This window comes from Pseudomonas neuropathica, from assembly GCF_015461835.1.
GTDB classification, from domain to species: domain Bacteria; phylum Pseudomonadota; class Gammaproteobacteria; order Pseudomonadales; family Pseudomonadaceae; genus Aquipseudomonas; species Aquipseudomonas neuropathica.
On sequence record NZ_JACOPX010000011.1, the window covers coordinates 217854 to 233961 of the forward strand.

Consider the following 16108-nt stretch of genomic DNA (forward strand, 5'->3'; position numbering starts at 1 on the left):
AGACCGTTCGTCTGCCCGCGCAGGCCCACGGCAGCCGGGGCCTGCGCGTGACAAAAAAATTATTCGGTGGTGCCTTGCGCGGTTTCCGCAGGATAAGTCGTACGCCATAGCTCAAAGCCGCCGTCCATGCTGTAGACGTCGGAGAAGCCTTGGCTGATCAGGTAGGCCGCAGCACCCTGGCTGGAATTGCCGTGGTAGCAGACGACGACGGTCGGCGCATCAAGGTCAGCGCCTTGAATGAAAGCGTGCAGGGAATGGTTGTCCAGATGCTTCGAGCCGCTGATGTGCAGGGCGGCGAAAGTCGCCGGGTCGCGTACGTCGACCACGACAGCACCTTGTTCACGCAGGGCCTGGGCCTGTTCCGGGGGGATTCGTTTGAATTCGCTCATGGCGGGTTCCTGTTGCTCGGCTGAAAGCGCAGTCTAACGCGGTGCGCTGACTGGCGAAGTTTCGGGGATAAGTGGTGCGACAGTTGGCGCGAGTCCGCCGTGTTCGTCGCATTTGCACGACAGCCGTTCGCCGCTGTCGACATTCATCAGGGTCAGGCTGCCGCCCCAGACACAACCGGTGTCGAGCGCCGAGATACCTGGCTCATGGATATTGCCTTCGAGTGCCGCCCAGTGGCCGAAGATGATGCGCAGGCCTTTGGTCTTGCGATCCTTGTGCTGAAACCACGGTTTATATCCGGCGGGTGCTGTGTCGAGGCCTTCCTTGCTCTTGAGGTCGAGTTTGCCTTCGGCGGTGCAGAAGCGCATGCGCGTGAAATAGTTGGTGATCACACGAAGGCGGGCCACGCCTTTGAGATCGTTGTCCCATTTCGCCGGATCGTTGCCGTACATGCCGTCGAGGTAGGCGAGCAGCATGTTGTCGTCTCGCAGGGCCGTTTCGACTTCGGCTGCGCACTTCAGTGCGCGGCTCAGCGACCATTGCGGTGGAATGCCGGCGTGAACCATGGCGACATCACGCGTCTCGTCGTAGTGCATCAGCTTTTGTTGCCGAACCCACTCGAGCAGCTCGGCGCTGTCCGGCGCTTCGAGGATTTCGCGCAGGGTGTCGGACTTTTTCAAGCGCTCGATGTTTTTAGCCGCAGCCAGCAGGTGCAGATCGTGGTTGCCGAGCACGCAGATCAGCGATTCACGCATGCCATACAGAAAACGCAGGGTTTCCAGTGATTGCGGGCCACGGTTGACCAGGTCACCGACCAGCCACAGTCGATCGAGTTGCGGATCGAACGCGACTTGCTTGAGCAGGCACTTGAGCGGTTCGAGGCAACCTTGCACGTCGCCGATGGCATACGTCGCCATTAGTGCAGGGCTCCAGGGACGGCGAGGCGGAACGGCTTGATGATGGCGTCGAAATGTTTACCGTCGTCGGCGACCATTTGGTAAGTGCCTTGCATGGTGCCGACCTGGGTGGTCATCACTGTGCCGCTGCTGTAGGTGTGGCTTTTGCCGGCATCGATCAACGGTTGCTGGCCGACCACGCCAGCGCCGCGCACTTCCTCTACATGACCATCACCGTCGGTGATCACCCAGTGCCGCGAAAGTAGCTTGGCAGGGATTGCGCCATTGTTCTGCACAGTGATGGTGTAGGCGAAGGCGAAGCGGTCGTGCTCGGGTTGCGATTGGTCTGCCAGATAGCGGGTGACGACACTGACATCGACCTGGTAACGGGAATCGGACATGCAAGAGGCCTTAAACGAAGCGGAACGCGGGGCGTAGCTGATGGGGATTCAGTCTAGGCAAGTATCGGGCAGTAAACCAGAGTGGCGTCCTGCCCGATAGCGTTCATCGTTTATCAGTCGGCGGCGGGGGAGGCCGGGACTTGTACCGCGAGCTGGTCGGCCAGACGTACGAACGCGGCCAGATCCAGTTGCTCCGGACGCAAGCTGCCATCGACGCCGGCGGCTTCGATCTCGGCATTGCTGAGCAGTTGCTTGAGAGTGTTGCGCAAGGTCTTGCGGCGTTGGTTGAACGCTTCGCGCACCACGCGCTCCAGCAGCTTGTGATCCTTGGCCGGGTGCGGCAGTACGGCGTGCGGCACCAGACGGACGATCGCTGAGTCGACCTTCGGCGGCGGGTTGAACGCGCCGGGACCGACGTTGAACAGGTGTTCCACGCGGCAGTGGTACTGAACCATGATCGACAGACGACCCCAGTCACCGCCGCCAGGGCCTGCAGCCAGACGCTCGACCACCTCTTTCTGCAGCATGAAGTGCATGTCGCGAATGATGCCGGCGTTGTTCAGCAGGTGAAAAATCAGCGGTGTCGAGATGTTGTACGGCAGGTTGCCAACCACACGCAGGCTGTTTGGCGCGGCGTTGAGCGTGTTGAAGTCGAACTTCAGCGCATCGCCCTGGTGCAGGTTGAAATTGCTCTTGCCGGCGAATTGCTGGTTGAGGATCGGGATCAGATCCTTGTCCAGTTCCACCACGTCGAGTTGTGCGCCGGAGGACAGCAGGCCGGCGGTCAGTGCGCCCTGGCCCGGGCCGATTTCCAGCAGGCGGTCTTCAGACTTGGCGCTGATGGAGCGCAGGATGCGGTCGATAACGCCGGCATCGTGCAGGAAGTTCTGGCCAAAGCGTTTGCGCGCCTTGTGTTGGTATTGCTCGGTCATAAACGGGTCTCGGCCATCTGGTAGGCGGTTTCCAGGGCGACTTGCAGGCTGCCGGTGTCGATCTTGCCGCTGCCGGCCAGATCCAGGGCAGTGCCGTGATCGACCGACGTGCGGATGATCGGCAGACCAAGGGTCACGTTGACGGCAGCGCCGAAGCCTTTGTACTTAAGCACAGGCAAACCCTGGTCGTGGTACATCGCCAGCACTGCGTCGCAGTGCTCCAGATATTTTGGGGTAAACAGAGTGTCGGCAGGCAGCGGGCCACGAAGGTCCATGCCCTCGCCGCGCAGGCGCTCTAATGTCGGTTCAATGATGTCGATTTCTTCATGGCCCAGATGTCCGCCTTCACCGGCGTGCGGGTTGAGTCCGCAAACCAGGATGCGTGGCTGGGAGATGCCGAATTTGTTTTGCAGGTCGCTGTGCAGGATCCGAGTCACACGCTCCAGCCGTTCGGGTGTGATTGCGTCGGCAATCTCGCGCAGGGGCAGGTGAGTGGTGACCAGTGCCACGCGCAAACCGCGGGTGGCGAGCATCATCACCACTTGGGCGGTGTGGGTCAGGTCAGCGAGAAATTCCGTGTGCCCGGAAAAGGCGATGCCGGACTCGTTGATCACGCCTTTGTGCACAGGCGCGGTGATCATTCCGGCGAAATCACCGTTCACGCAGCCATTGCCGGCGCGGCTCAGGGTTTCAAGGACGAATGCGGCGTTGGCTTTGTCCAGTTGCCCGGCAACCACGGGGGCGCTGAGTGGTGTGTCCCAGACATACAGGCTGCCTGCGGGTGCAGGAGCATCCGGCCAGATGCCAGGCGCAACATCCAGCAAAGTGACGGCCAGCCCCAACTGCGCGGCCCGCTCGGAGAGCAGGTCGCGGCTGGTGATGGCAATCAGGGGATGTGGCTGGGCTTGCGAGGCGAGCAGCAGGCACAGGTCGGGACCGATGCCGGCTGGTTCGCCGGGTGTCAGCGCGAAACGCTTGGGTTTCACTGCGCTGCCTGGTCTGCACCAGGGAGTTTGATCTCTACGTACGCTTCGTCACGGATCTGACGCAGCCAGGTTTGCAGCTCTTCGTCGTATTTGCGGTTACGCAGTACGGTCATGGCTTGCTGCTCGCGGGCCTGTTCGGTGCTGTCGGTGGCGCGACGGCCAAGGACTTCCAGAACGTGCCAGCCATATTGAGTCTGGAATGGCTTGGACAGCTGACCTTGTGGGGTCTTGGCCATCACTTCGCGGAATTCCGGTACCAGTGCGTTCGGGTCGATCCAGTTCAGGTCGCCGCCATTGAGCGCCGAACCCGGGTCTTCGGAATAGCTTTTCGCCAGAGTGGCAAAATCTTCACCGGCCAGAATGCGCTCGTACAAGGATTGAACCAGTGCCTTGGTCTTCGCTTCATCGCGAATCGGGCTCGGCTTAACCAGAATGTGGCGTACATGCACTTCGTCGCGCATCTGCGCTTCGCCACCACGTTTTGCCAGCAGCTTGAGGATGATGAAACCACCCGGCGTGCGTGCAGGTTGCGTGATGTCGCCTACAGCCATGCTGCTCAACTCGCGGTCGAACGGCGGTGGCAGTTGCGCGGCTTTACGCCAGCCCATGTCGCCGCCTTCCAGTGCGTTGTCGCTGCCGGACTTGGCAACGGCCATCTGGCCGAAGTCAGCGCCTTGCTTGAGTTGCTGGTAAACCTCCATGGCCTGACGGGCAGCGCTCTGAATCGCTTCAGAGTTGGCGCTTTCCGGCGTCGGGATCAGGATGTTGGCCAGGTGCAGCTCTTCGGACAGTTGCATTTTGCCCAGGTCGGAAGCGAGGAAGTTCTTCACTTCCTGCTCGGAAACCTGGATGCGTTCTGCCACGCGACGCTGACGCACACGGCTGATGATCATCTCGCGTTTGATCTGATCACGGGCGTCGTCATAGTTCAGGCCGTCGCGAGCCAGAGCAGTACGGAACTGCTCAACCGACATGTTATTGCGCTGGGCAATGGTGCCGACCGCCTGGTTCAGTTCTTCATCGGTGATGCGGATGCCGGAGCGTTCGCCGATCTGCAGTTGCAGGTTTTCGACGATCAGGCGCTCAAGCACCTGTTGATCCAGTACGCCAGGAGGCGGCAGGCCGCCACCACGCTTGGCGATGGTCTGCTGTACTTCGTGGACGCGCTGGTCCAGTTGGCTCTGCATGACCACATCGTTGTCGACGATCGCTACCACTTTGTCGATGGATTGAACTGCGGCGTTAGCCGCAGTACCCAGGAACAGCGCGCCCAGCATCAGCGGGCGCAGACAATCAGAAAGCTTGGTCTTCACGTTCACGATAACCTTGAATGCCTTTGTCGAGGAAGCTCTCTACCTTGGCGCCAGTCAGGCCGCCGAGTCCCTTCAGAACAATTTGGAGGAAGACGCCATGGTCGCCTTTTTCGTTTTGCGGAGCTTCCTGGCTGAACTCGTCATAGGAAACCCAGTAACGGTTGATCAGGCGCAGTTTCCAGCAGCAGTTGTCGTACTCGAAACCACCGAAGGCTTCCAGGGTACGGTTACGGTTGTAGTCATACTGCCAGCGGCTGATCGCGTTCCACTGTGGAACGATCGGCCAGATAACCGAGAAGTCATGCTGCTGGATCTTGTAGTAGTCCTTCACGTAGCCAGGCTGGCCAGGGGTGCCGTAGTCACCACCGCCCACCGACCATTTACCGGTGTTCTGGTCGTAACGAACCTGGTCGTTGCGATAGCGATAGCCGGCGTTGATAACCTTGTTCGGGTTGTCTTCAGGCTGGTAGTGGAACATCGCGCTGCCGGAACGTGGGCTGCGGCTGTCCGGATCCCAGTTGTAGTCGGCCGTGGTGCGCCAGTCGCGGTTCCAGCGATATTCGTATTCCAGTGCGTATGGCGAGACGTCGGACTGGGCATCTTTGCGATCCTTGAACGCGATACCTGGCAGTTGTACTTCACGATCCTTGAAGTAGTAAGCCTGACCGACGCTGATGCGTTGACGCTCGAAACCGTTGTCTTCAATCCAGCGGCTGGTTACGCCCAGCGACAGCTTGTTCTCGTCGCCGACACGGTCGGAGCCGGAGAAGCGGTTGTCACGGAACAGCGAGGCGTAGTTGAAGGTGTATTCGCTGGTGTCGAATACTGGAATGTCTTCCTGATCAACCTTCGGTACATAGAGGTAGAACAGGCGTGGTTCCAGGGTCTGGCGGTAGTTCTTGCCGAAGTACGACGTATTGCGGTCGAAGTACAGGCCGCTGTCGATACTGGCGATTGGTACGCCACGGTTCTGGTTGCTGTCGAATTCACCGTTGAGTTTTTTCTGCTCAGCAGTCATCGCATCGATCTGCGATTTACCGGTGTTGTCCAGATCCAGCTGATATTGAGTGTACTGATACTTCAGCGATGGCTTCAGGAAGCCATAAGTCCAGTTCATTGGCAGGCTGACACCTGGTTTCAGGTTCAGACGGTCGCCGTTTGCTCGAGCCAAGCCGGATACGTGAGTATCGAGACGATCCTCTCCAACCCCGTTTTCATCAATGAACTGGCCAGTTTTCAGATCACGATCAAACCGGACAAGCTCCGTCTCGTAATCGAAGTTCAAACCTTCCGGATGATACGGCAGCTGACCATTGAAGGTGATCTGCGGCAGACGACCATACGGAGTGATGTTCGAAACAGTGGCCAATTGGTACTGCTGAGCATTCAAGCGAGCGGTATAGCTGTCGCCACGATAAGTAACCGCGCCCTGCTGGTTCACGAAGTCGCTGGATTTCACGCCAATCTGATCGGTCTGCAGATCCTGGAAATAATAAGGATCGCTGATCTTGGTGTAGTCGACTTCGGTGAGCACGCGGGAGTCGAGACCGCCCTTGTGCTGCCAGTTGTACATGTAGCGGGTTTTTTCGTAGTCGGTCTGCTTGCTGCGCTCGGTATCGTCATCGTTCAGATACGCGGCACCGAACTGACCTTCACTCGACTTGGTCAGGTAACGGAACTCGCCTTCCACCAACATGCCACGCTTGCTCATGTAGCGCGGGTACAACGTGGCGTCGTAGTTCGGCGCCAGGTTGAAGTAGTACGGGGTCACCAGCATGAAGCCGGTATCGCTGCCGCTGCCGATGGTTGGCGGCAGGAAGCCCGACTGACGACGGTCGTCGATCGGGAAGTAGATGTACGGCGTGTACAGAATCGGAATGTCTTTTACGCGCAACGTCACGTTGGTCGCGGTACCGAAACCGGTGGCCGGGTTCAAGGTGATGTTGTTGCCCTTGAGCTGCCAGGCGTTGCTGTTCGGTTCGCACGTGGTGTACGTGCCGTCCTTCAAGCGGATGATCGCGTTTTCGGCACGCTTGGCGTACAGCGCGTTACCGCGGATACGCGATTTGTGCATCACGTATTCGGCGTTGTCGACCTTGGCTTCACCGGTGTCGAGCTGCACATCGGCGTGATCGCCAACGATCAGCGCGCCGTTGTCGCGGATACGTACATCGCCATTGAGTTCGGCGCGGCTCTCGGCCTGATACAGGCTGGCCTCGTCGGATTCGACCTGCATGCTGCCCTGACGCAGGACAACATCACCGGCCAGCGTACCGACTTGATCATCGGTGTTATAGCGCGAGGCTTTTGCGCCGATAAAGGTCGGAGCATCGCTTTTGTTCGTCTTGTCATTCATGCCAGGACGAATCGGTTCGATGTAGGCACCAGAGCAGTAAGGCCCGGTCTCGGCCAATTGGGCGGCGGTGAGCTTCTCGCGCGGAACCCAGTCGAGGTGACTGAAGTCTTCGCTACGGGATTTCAAACCGCGGCCCTTGGCTTCGGTGACCAGCGCCGTTTTAGGCGCTGTGTCGGCAGCCGAACCGTTCTCGGTCGCCGCTTCGCCCGTAGCGCTGACGGCACTGCCGTCATGCACCGGACGCGGCGGCAACGCAGCAGCGGTTGATTTGGGCGCACAGGCCCAACCACCCGAAGCCGAGACGGAGCAGTCATACTGCTCGGCGGCAACAACGAATTGACTGGCCAGAGGTTGCATAGCCAGCAGACTGCCGGTTACCAACAACGGAAATTTTTTACGAAACGCGGGGGATTTCAATGCCATCTTATTAGTCCGGGCTTCCTGCGTGCCATCTGCCCGCGGTGTGGGCCGCACGCCTCTCGATGGTCTGAAAAAGATGCTGGATAATAAAGCATGACCCGCTTGACGGCTAGCGCCGTCGGAGACCCTTGCAATGCCTGACCAAGATGTACGCTTGCAACACCTGAAAGTTTGGCTCGATGAGCAGTTGGCAATCCTGTTTGCAGATCAGGGCTGGGGCACCGTGCCCCCGGCCACGTTGACTGCGGCCAGCAGCGACGCGAGTTTCCGCCGTTACTTCCGCTGGGAAGGCGAGGGTCGCAGCTTCGTCGTGATGGACGCGCCACCGCCCCAGGAAAACTGCAAACCGTTCGTGGATATCGCTTTTTTGCTGGCGAAATCCGGAATAAATGTGCCGAAAATTTATGCCGAGGACCTCGAGCGCGGATTTCTTTTGCTCAATGACCTGGGCAGCCAGACCTATCTCGACGTGATCGATGGCGAAAATGCCGACGCTTTGTTCAACGATGCCTTGCAAGCACTGCTGGCTTTTCAGCAGTTGCCGATGGTTGCACCGTTGCCGAGCTACGACGTTGCCTTGCTGCGCCGTGAGCTGGAACTGTTCCCTGAGTGGTATGTGAAGCGTGAACTCGGTGTCGAATTCGATTCGACTCAGCAACAGCAGTGGCAGCAGGTCAGCGATCTGCTGATCGACAGCGCACTCGCTCAACCCAAAGTGCTGGTGCACCGCGACTACATGCCACGCAACCTGATGCTCAGCGAGCCGAACCCCGGCGTGCTGGATTTCCAGGATGCGGTCTACGGCCCGGTGACCTACGACGTGACGTGCCTGTTCAAGGACGCATTCCTCAGTTGGCCTGAAGAGCGTGTACGCGGCTGGCTGGAAAGCTACTGGCAACAAGCCTCGGCGCTGAACATCCCGGTGCAGCCGGACTTCGAAGACTTCCTGCGCGCCAGCGATCTGATGGGCGTGCAGCGTCATTTGAAAGTCATCGGCATCTTCGCGCGCATCTGCCACCGTGACGGCAAGCCGCGTTATCTGGCCGACGTGCCACGTTTCTTCTCCTATATAGAAGCGGTGATTGCGCGACGTCCTGAATTGGCCGAACTGCAAGCGCTGTTCACCAGCCTGCGGGGTGGAGCAACAGCATGAAGGCAATGATTCTGGCGGCCGGCAAAGGCGAGCGCATGCGTCCGCTGACCCTGACCACGCCGAAACCACTGGTGCGTGCCGGCGGTGTTCCCCTGATCGAATATCACCTGCGCGCCCTCGCGGCCGCAGGATTCAACGAGATCGTGATCAACCACGCCTGGCTCGGTCAGCAGATCGAGGATTATCTGGGTGACGGCTCGCGATTTGGTGTGAGCATTCAGTACTCGCCCGAAGGCGAGCCACTGGAAACCGGCGGGGGGATTTTCCGGGCGCTGCCGATGCTTGGCGATGATGCGTTCCTGGTGGTCAACGGTGATATCTGGACCGATTATGACTTCAGCGTCCTGCACCAGCCGATCAACGGACTCGCGCATCTGGTCCTTGCGGACAACCCGACGCATCACCCGAACGGTGATTTCACGTTGGCCGATGGCCAGGTGATCGATGGCCAGCCTGATGCTGCAACCCTGACCTACAGCGGCATTGCTGTGCTGCATCCGCAACTGTTCGACGGTTGCACCGATGGCGCGTTCAAGCTGGCACCGCTGCTGCGCAAAGCCATGGCGGCTGGCGAAGTGAGTGGCGAACGCCTGAAAGGGCACTGGGTCGATGTCGGTACGCATGAGCGTCTGGCCGAAGCTGAAACATTGATAGAAGCGAGTCGCTGACATGTTGTGGCCAGGGACTCTGATTGGAGCCGGAGCGGGTTTTGCAATCGCCAGCATTCCGGGGGCCATGCTTGGGGCATTGTTGGGGCAGGCGCTGGATCGGCGTCTGCACTTGCAGAGCTGGGGACACTTGCGGGAAAAACTCGGCGGTCGGCCGATGCTGCGCAACGACGAACTGTTGTTTGTGTTGCTCGGGCGTCTGGCCAAGAGTGATGGTCGGGTTACCGACGGGCATATCCAGCAGGCGCGCAACGAGATGCGTGCGCTGGAGATGAGTGAGCCGGCAACGCGCCGTGCCATCGCGGCATTCAACCGTGGCAAGTCTGAAAATGACAATCTGCGCGGTTATCTGCGGCGCTTGAGCGCGCAGCCCCATGCGGCCGAGGGTGTCTTGCGTGCGTGCTGGCGGATGGTCTGGGCCGATGGTCGTGCTGGCGTCAGCGAGCGTGAATTGTTGGCGCAGTGGGGTAAATGGCTGGGCTGGACAACGCATCAGGTGCAGGCGCTGGCCAGTGATTACGAACCGGGCAAGCGTCCGATCGTCAGTGCTGCAGTGAGCTATCAGGAGGCGATGCGTTTATTGGGCGTGTCGGCGTCCAGTGAGCCGGCGCAGATCAAACGGGCCTATCGGCGCCTGCTCAGTCGTCATCATCCGGACAAGATTGCCGGAACGGGGGCGACGCCAGCGCAGGTGCGTGAGGCGACTGATAGAACCCGGGAGCTGCACAATGCCTATACGTTGATTCGTGAGCGGCGGGATTTTCGCTAACCGTTAAAGCTGTGTTGCCAGTGATGACCCCTTCGCGAGCAAGCTCGCTCCCACATTCGAACGCATGCCAGCTCAGGGAATGCGATCAAGTGTGGGAGCGAGCTTGCTCGCGAATGAAGGCGCCTCGGTCTTATTCGGTCAGTCCGTGTTCTGCGGATTCAGCCAGCCACGCACCCGACGGAACAACTGTTCCTGCTCAGCCTTGTTGTCTGGCAAGGCTCTGAGCGCCACTTGGCTGAACGCCGAAGTCTTCAAGCGCTTGCTCGCCTGCATGCGCTCCAGCGCGGCGTTGCGATCCAGCGGCTTGTCCATGTAGAAAATATCTGCGGTCGGCAGCTTCAGCGTTGGCGTCAGCTCGGCCAGTGGCGGTTTGGCCTTGGCTGGCATCTGCGCATCGACCATGACGAACTTCTCTACCTGCGCGGTTTGTTTCTCGCCCAGGTATCGCGCGGCCCAATAGGCGCCGGTGCCGTGTCCGAGCACGACAATGCTGCGTGCACTCTGCTGTTCGGCGTAGGCAATCGCGGCGTCGATGCGCGCGAAGATGCGTTCGGCGTCAGCCTTGGATTGTTCTTCAGGGGTTTCGGCGACCACTTGATCCGTCACTTCGGCTTCACCGCCAGCGGCTTGTTCAATTGGCTGCGCGGTGGTGGAGTCCTTGCTACCCGACTCCGGTGCTTTCGGCGCAACCGGCGCTTCAACCACGCGCGGTGCGATGGCGTCGCTTTGCAGATCGGGCAGGGTGATACTCAGGCTGCTCCATTTTGCATCCGGCAGTTTGCGCCGCAATGGGCCGATTGCCTGCGGCCAGTCAGCGGTTTCGCCGGCGCCAGGGATGATGATCACCGCGCCTTTGGGCTCGGCGGTGTTGGCCGGTTTCCACAGGGCGAGGAAGCTGTCGCTACCGGCCTGCAATTGTTGCTGTTCTTGCGCCGGGACTTTACGTTCCAGTGCGGCGGCCTCTTCCTGACTACGCTCTAGCAGTGGCTGACGTTCGGCCGGTTTTTCTTCTGCCGGTTTTTCCGCCGCAGGAGCGGGGTCGGCGGCGTTGACGGAAAACGCACAGGGCAGGATCAGCGACAGGCACAATGCTGGCATTGCCAGGCGGTAAACAGAGGGCATCGGTTATTCCAGGCCAGAAAGTATCCCGGCAGCCTAAAGGGTTGGTCAGAATTTGTCAGTGTATGAGACTTCAATGAAGCGATTTTGCTGCCTGTGGGTTATCGGCTGTTTGTGGTTTCCCTTGATGGGCTGGACGGCGCCTGCGCCCCCGGCCCACGTTGCGCAATTGTCGGCGGGCCAGCAGCAATGGCTGGCGCAGCACAATGAACTGCGCGTCGGTCTGGTCCTGCAAGCACCGTATGCGCAATACGACCGGCGTTTGCAGCGGCTGTCCGGAGCCAATGTCGAACTGATGAAGTTGTTGGCCAAGACGCTCAATGTCGAACTGAGCTGGCGTAACTTTCAGGATCTCGCACAACTGGAAACCGCCGTGCGCGAGGGCGAGATCGATATCGCTCCGGGCCTGAGTCAAACCCCGAGTGCGTTGCGTCTGTGGCAGTTCTCCGATCCCTACATGCGCGTGCCGCAACTGGTGGTCAGTGATCAGAAGGCCAGTGGCGTGATCGATCTGGAGAAACTCGACAGCCAGGTCCGCGTCGCCGTGCGCATGCCCAGCAGTACTGCCGACTACCTGCGCGGCAACTATCCACACCTGAACCTGCAAGGCGTGCCGCTGGAGCGTCAAGCCTTGCAGTTGTTGTTGACGCAGCAGGCTGCCTACGCCGTGGTCGACGAGGCACAACTCGGGCGGTTGTCGGTAGAGCCGGAGTTCGCCGAGCTGGTGGTGGTCGGCGATATCGGCCTGCCGCAACTGCTGCGAGTCGGCTCGCGCCGCGATTGGCCGGAGCTGGCCGGTATTGTGCAAAGTGCTTTGCGTGCGATCCCGGCCAAAGATCTGGAGCAACTGCACAACCAATGGCTGCAACCGAAATACCCGCGACTGTCGGAGTCGCCCGGCTTCTGGCAGAACCTCAGTCTGTTGTTTGCGGTGATGCTGCTCAGTTGTGTCGCGATCGTGTTCTGGCAGCGCCGCCAACAGCACAGCCTGGAGCAGCGATTGCTGGTCGCCCGGGAAGACATCGCCTTGCGCGCGGCCAGCGAAGAAGCGCTGCGATTGACGCAGTTCTCCATCGATCAAAGCACCGTCGGCATCCTCTGGGTCAACTGGGACAGCCATGTGCGCTACGCCAATCGCGCAGCGGAAAACATGCTCGGTTACCCCTCAGGCGGGTTGATCGAGCGTCCCCTGATCGACTTCGAGCCGGGACTGCACATGGATCGCTGGCTCAATCTGTGGAAGCGCGCACGGGCCAGCGAAGAAGGGCCGCTGAGTTTCGAAACCAGTTGCGTGCGCGCCGACGGCAGTGTTTTGCCCGCGGACGTGTCGCTGAGTTTCCTGCGCTTTCGCGACAGCGAATACCTGGTGGTTTACCTCACCGACGTCACCGAGCGCCGCCGGGCTCTGGCGGCGTTGCAGGAAAGCGAGGCGCGACTGCAAGGCATTGCGGCGAATGTGCCGGGGCTGGTGTTCCGTCTGGAGCGGGCGCCGGTGACCGGGCAGATCGACTTTGCCTATATCAGCGAGGGCAGCGAAAGTCTGGTCGGCTATGCCCCGGCCGCCATTGCCCATCGCGACATGGGCCTGCGCAGCCTGGTGCATCCCGACGATAAGGCGAGTTATCACCGCACTCAGGATCAGGCGCTGGACACCGACAGTGACTGGTCATGGCAGGGCCGGATCCTCACGCGTCAGGGCGAGCAACGCTGGGCCGAGATCAAAGCGATCACCCGGCAACTGGAGGACGGCGCGTATGTCTGGGACGGTATTGTCTGGGACATCAGCGAGAGCAAGCGTATCGAGTTGGAACTGGCGGCCTCCCGCGAGCAACTGCGTGAACTGTCGGCGCACCTTGAAAGCGTGCGTGAAGAAGAGAAGGCGCGAATTGCCCGCGAGGTTCACGATGAATTGGGTCAGATGTTGACGGTGCTGAAACTGGAAACATCGATGTGCGAACTGGCCTACGCGCAACTCGATCCCGGTCTGAACGAACGGTTGAACAGCATGAAGCGTCTGATCGCCCAGTTGTTTCAGCTGGTGCGCGATGTGGCGACGGCGCTGCGCCCACCGATTCTCGATGCCGGGATTGCGTCGGCAATCGAGTGGCAGGCGCGGCGCTTCGAGGCGCGTACGCAGATTCCGTGCCTGGTGCAGGTGCCGGACAATCTGCCGGCGCTCAGTGATGCCAAGGCGATTGGCCTGTTCCGGATCTTGCAGGAGGCGCTGACCAATGTGATGCGCCATGCCCAGGCGCATACTGTGGAACTGACGCTGGCGCTGGAAGGCGACGAATTGTGTCTGACGGTCGCCGATGATGGCGTAGGATTCGTCGCCGCTGGCGGTCGACCGACTTCGTTTGGTCTGGTGGGCATGCGCGAACGGGTGCTGATCATGGGCGGGCGGTTGACGCTGGAGAGTGAGCCGGGGGAGGGCACCAGTCTGGTGGTGCGGGTGCCGGTGAGTGAGGTTTGAAGGTTTGTGGTGTTTGGGCTGACGCTATCGCGAGCAGGCTCGCTCCCACAGGGATTTGTGTGTACCCGAAATCTGGAGAAAAGATTTGATCCGTGTACTGGTAGCCGAAGACCACACCATTGTCCGCGAAGGCATCAAGCAATTGATTGGCCTGGCCAAGGATCTGCAAGTAGTGGGCGAGGCGAGCAATGGCGAGCAATTACTCGAGACCCTGCGCAACGTGCCGTGCGAAGTGGTGCTGCTCGACATATCCATGCCCGGGGTCAATGGCCTGGAGGCGATCCCGCGAATCCGTGCGCTGAACAATCCTCCGGCGATTCTGGTGTTGTCGATGCACGACGAAGCGCAAATGGCCGCACGCGCGCTGAAGGTCGGCGCGGCCGGCTATGCGACCAAGGACAGTGATCCGGCGTTGTTGCTCACCGCCATTCGCAAGGTCGCGGCCGGTGGGCGTTACATTGATCCGGATCTGGCGGATCGCATGGTCTTCGAAGTCGGCCTGACCGATGCGCGGCCGCTGCATTCTTTGTTGTCCGAACGCGAGTTCTCGGTGTTCGAACGCCTGGCCCAAGGCGCCAATGTCAATGACATCGCCCAGCAACTGGCCCTGAGCAGCAAAACCATCAGCACCCACAAGGCGCGTTTGATGCAGAAACTCAACATCACCTCGCTGGCCGAACTGGTCAAATACGCGATGGAACACAAGCTCCTCTGAACCCCCCCCCTGTAGGAGCTGCCGAAGGCTGCGATCTTTTCACTTTATAAACAGCAAGATCAAAAAATCGCAGCCTTCGGCAGCTCCTACAGTAGAACCGAGTGGCATCCCCGTTCGCGTTCATGGCTGACGCTGTGTGGGCATATCTGTTAGCGACACGCGCTTTTGCTTGTTCTTGCAGCTTGCAGCTCAACCCTCGCCACTGCCTTATCCGTTAGCGCCATCCTTGTAGGGCAATCCCTACCCCCAACCTTCCATCCGGCTGAGGCGATTCTCTCCTGCGCCCCGATTTGCGCGCCTGTCAGCAGCCACTAGGCTTAACCCACAAGCAGTCATCAACAACAAAGGTGTGGGTATGAGCCAGGTCGAAACAAACGCAGGGGCCAGTGATGTGCTGGTCAGCTTTCGTGGAGTGCAGAAGAGCTACGACGGCGAGAACCTGATCGTCAAAGACCTCAACCTGGACATCCGCAAAGGCGAATTTCTCACCCTGCTAGGGCCGTCCGGTTCCGGCAAGACCACCAGCCTGATGATGCTCGCCGGTTTCGAAACGCCGACCGCTGGCGAGATTCTGCTGGCCGGGCGTTCGATCAACAACGTGCCGCCGCACAAGCGCGACATCGGCATGGTGTTTCAGAACTACGCGCTGTTCCCGCACATGACCGTGGCGGAAAACCTCGCGTTTCCGCTGACCGTCCGTGGCCTGAACAAAAGCGATGTCAGTGACCGCGTGAAAAAAGTCCTCAGCATGGTTCAACTCGACGCGTTCGCCTCGCGTTATCCGGCGCAATTGTCCGGTGGTCAACAACAGCGTGTGGCGTTGGCCCGTGCGCTGGTGTTCGAACCGCAACTGGTGCTGATGGACGAGCCTCTTGGCGCCCTCGACAAGCAACTGCGTGAACACATGCAGATGGAAATCAAACACCTGCACCAGCGCCTCGGTGTGACCGTGGTCTACGTGACCCACGATCAGGGTGAAGCGCTGACCATGTCCGACCGCGTGGCGGTATTCCATCAAGGCGAAATCCAGCAGATCGCCCCGCCCCGCACCCTTTACGAAGAGCCAAAAAACACCTTCGTCGCCAACTTCATCGGCGAGAACAACCGCCTCAACGGCCGCCTGCTCAGCCAGACCGGTGAGCGTTGCGTGGTTGAGTTGGGCCGTGGCGAAAAGGTCGAGGCGCTGGCGGTCAATGTCGGTCAGACCGGCGAACCGGTGACCCTGTCGATCCGTCCGGAGCGCGTCAGCCTCAACGGTTCGAGCGATCAATGCGTTAACCGCTTCTCAGGGAGGGTGGCGGAATTCATCTATCTGGGCGACCACGTCCGGGTGCGCCTGGAAGTCTGCGGCAAGACCGACTTCTTCGTGAAACAACCGATTGCCGAGCTCGATCCTGCGCTCGCCGTCGGTGACGTGGTACCGCTTGGCTGGCAGGTCGAGCACGTACGCGCGCTTGATCCGCTTTTAGAGGCGAACTGATCGCCCCGGCAATACCAACACCAACCCTGCACGTGGAGAG

The 16108-nt window shown here is 60.0% G+C and carries 14 protein-coding genes; 6 read left to right on the forward strand and 8 right to left on the reverse strand.

Annotated elements, in window-relative coordinates; all coding sequences use genetic code 11:
- Window positions 1-59: 59 nt before the first annotated feature.
- The 7 genes from glpE to H8F23_RS18065 all read right to left on the reverse strand — a co-directional run bounded on the left by glpE (window position 60) and on the right by H8F23_RS18065 (window position 7694).
- Window positions 60-389 carry a thiosulfate sulfurtransferase GlpE gene (gene glpE, locus H8F23_RS18035; RefSeq protein WP_150749669.1) on the reverse strand — a complete coding sequence of 110 codons (330 nt, stop codon included), beginning with the start codon at window positions 387-389 and terminating at the stop codon, window positions 60-62.
- A gap of 33 nt (window positions 390-422) precedes the next feature.
- Window positions 423-1304 (reverse strand): symmetrical bis(5'-nucleosyl)-tetraphosphatase, encoded by an 882-nt coding sequence (locus H8F23_RS18040; RefSeq protein WP_194935286.1) that lies wholly within the window; start codon window positions 1302-1304, stop codon window positions 423-425.
- Window positions 1304-1684 (reverse strand): Co2+/Mg2+ efflux protein ApaG, encoded by a 381-nt coding sequence (apaG, locus tag H8F23_RS18045; RefSeq protein WP_194935287.1) that lies wholly within the window; start codon window positions 1682-1684, stop codon window positions 1304-1306. The genes H8F23_RS18040 and apaG overlap by 1 nt, the downstream gene beginning before the upstream one ends.
- A 113-nt stretch (window positions 1685-1797) precedes the next feature.
- Window positions 1798-2616, reverse strand: coding sequence for a 16S rRNA (adenine(1518)-N(6)/adenine(1519)-N(6))-dimethyltransferase RsmA (rsmA, locus tag H8F23_RS18050; protein ID WP_038363334.1), 819 nt, complete (start codon window positions 2614-2616; stop codon window positions 1798-1800).
- Window positions 2613-3602, reverse strand: coding sequence for a 4-hydroxythreonine-4-phosphate dehydrogenase PdxA (gene pdxA, locus H8F23_RS18055; RefSeq protein WP_194935288.1), 990 nt, complete (start codon window positions 3600-3602; stop codon window positions 2613-2615). Before pdxA ends, rsmA begins: the two co-directional genes overlap by 4 nt.
- Entirely contained in the window at window positions 3599-4915 is a 1317-nt protein-coding gene (gene surA, locus H8F23_RS18060; RefSeq protein WP_407692564.1) for a peptidylprolyl isomerase SurA, read from the reverse strand. The genes pdxA and surA overlap by 4 nt, the downstream gene beginning before the upstream one ends.
- Entirely contained in the window at window positions 4896-7694 is a 2799-nt protein-coding gene (locus tag H8F23_RS18065; RefSeq protein ID WP_194935290.1) for an LPS-assembly protein LptD, read from the reverse strand. Before H8F23_RS18065 ends, surA begins: the two co-directional genes overlap by 20 nt.
- Before the next feature lie 130 nt (window positions 7695-7824).
- On the opposite strand from H8F23_RS18065, the gene H8F23_RS18070 reads away from it, so the two are divergent.
- From H8F23_RS18070 to H8F23_RS18080, 3 genes are read left to right on the forward strand one after another with little or no spacing between them, the layout of a single operon-like run.
- Window positions 7825-8844: an aminoglycoside phosphotransferase family protein gene (locus H8F23_RS18070; protein ID WP_194935291.1), complete on the forward strand. Its 1020-nt coding sequence runs from the start codon at window positions 7825-7827 to the stop codon at window positions 8842-8844.
- On the forward strand, window positions 8841-9512 hold the full coding sequence (gene murU, locus H8F23_RS18075) for an N-acetylmuramate alpha-1-phosphate uridylyltransferase MurU (RefSeq protein ID WP_095050318.1): 672 nt from the start codon (window positions 8841-8843) through the stop codon (window positions 9510-9512). The genes H8F23_RS18070 and murU overlap by 4 nt, the downstream gene beginning before the upstream one ends.
- A gap of 1 nt (window position 9513) precedes the next feature.
- On the forward strand, window positions 9514-10281 hold the full coding sequence (locus tag H8F23_RS18080) for a TerB family tellurite resistance protein (protein WP_093441918.1): 768 nt from the start codon (window positions 9514-9516) through the stop codon (window positions 10279-10281).
- Window positions 10282-10419: 138 nt separating this feature from the next.
- On the opposite strand, the gene H8F23_RS18085 is transcribed toward H8F23_RS18080, so the two are convergent.
- Window positions 10420-11403 carry an alpha/beta hydrolase family protein gene (locus H8F23_RS18085; RefSeq protein ID WP_194935292.1) on the reverse strand — a complete coding sequence of 328 codons (984 nt, stop codon included), beginning with the start codon at window positions 11401-11403 and terminating at the stop codon, window positions 10420-10422.
- A 73-nt stretch (window positions 11404-11476) separates the two neighbouring features.
- Between H8F23_RS18085 and H8F23_RS18090 the strand changes: the two genes are divergently transcribed.
- The 3 genes from H8F23_RS18090 (at window position 11477) to H8F23_RS18100 (ending at window position 16068) form a co-directional block, all read left to right on the forward strand.
- Window positions 11477-13873 carry a PAS domain-containing sensor histidine kinase gene (locus H8F23_RS18090; protein ID WP_194935293.1) on the forward strand — a complete coding sequence of 799 codons (2397 nt, stop codon included), beginning with the start codon at window positions 11477-11479 and terminating at the stop codon, window positions 13871-13873.
- An 85-nt stretch (window positions 13874-13958) separates the two neighbouring features.
- Entirely contained in the window at window positions 13959-14588 is a 630-nt protein-coding gene (locus H8F23_RS18095; protein WP_093441901.1) for a response regulator, read from the forward strand.
- Between the two features lie 355 nt (window positions 14589-14943).
- Window positions 14944-16068 (forward strand): ABC transporter ATP-binding protein, encoded by a 1125-nt coding sequence (locus H8F23_RS18100; RefSeq protein WP_194935294.1) that lies wholly within the window; start codon window positions 14944-14946, stop codon window positions 16066-16068.
- The last annotated feature ends 40 nt before the right edge of the window (window positions 16069-16108 follow it).

What these genes read in the sequence shown, in the direction of transcription:
- glpE (WP_150749669.1), bottom strand. Translation starts at nt 389, where the DNA reads ATGAGCGAATTCAAACGAATCCCCCCGGAACAGGCCCAGGCCCTGCGT.
- H8F23_RS18040 (WP_194935286.1), bottom strand. Translation starts at nt 1,304, where the DNA reads ATGGCGACGTATGCCATCGGCGACGTGCAAGGTTGCCTCGAACCGCTC.
- apaG (WP_194935287.1), bottom strand. Translation starts at nt 1,684, where the DNA reads ATGTCCGATTCCCGTTACCAGGTCGATGTCAGTGTCGTCACCCGCTAT.
- rsmA (WP_038363334.1), bottom strand. Translation starts at nt 2,616, where the DNA reads ATGACCGAGCAATACCAACACAAGGCGCGCAAACGCTTTGGCCAGAAC.
- H8F23_RS18065 (WP_194935290.1), bottom strand. Translation starts at nt 7,694, where the DNA reads ATGGCATTGAAATCCCCCGCGTTTCGTAAAAAATTTCCGTTGTTGGTA.
- H8F23_RS18070 (WP_194935291.1), top strand. Translation starts at nt 7,825, where the DNA reads ATGCCTGACCAAGATGTACGCTTGCAACACCTGAAAGTTTGGCTCGAT.
- murU (WP_095050318.1), top strand. Translation starts at nt 8,841, where the DNA reads ATGAAGGCAATGATTCTGGCGGCCGGCAAAGGCGAGCGCATGCGTCCG.
- H8F23_RS18080 (WP_093441918.1), top strand. Translation starts at nt 9,514, where the DNA reads ATGTTGTGGCCAGGGACTCTGATTGGAGCCGGAGCGGGTTTTGCAATC.
- H8F23_RS18085 (WP_194935292.1), bottom strand. Translation starts at nt 11,403, where the DNA reads ATGCCCTCTGTTTACCGCCTGGCAATGCCAGCATTGTGCCTGTCGCTG.
- H8F23_RS18090 (WP_194935293.1), top strand. Translation starts at nt 11,477, where the DNA reads ATGAAGCGATTTTGCTGCCTGTGGGTTATCGGCTGTTTGTGGTTTCCC.
- H8F23_RS18100 (WP_194935294.1), top strand. Translation starts at nt 14,944, where the DNA reads ATGAGCCAGGTCGAAACAAACGCAGGGGCCAGTGATGTGCTGGTCAGC.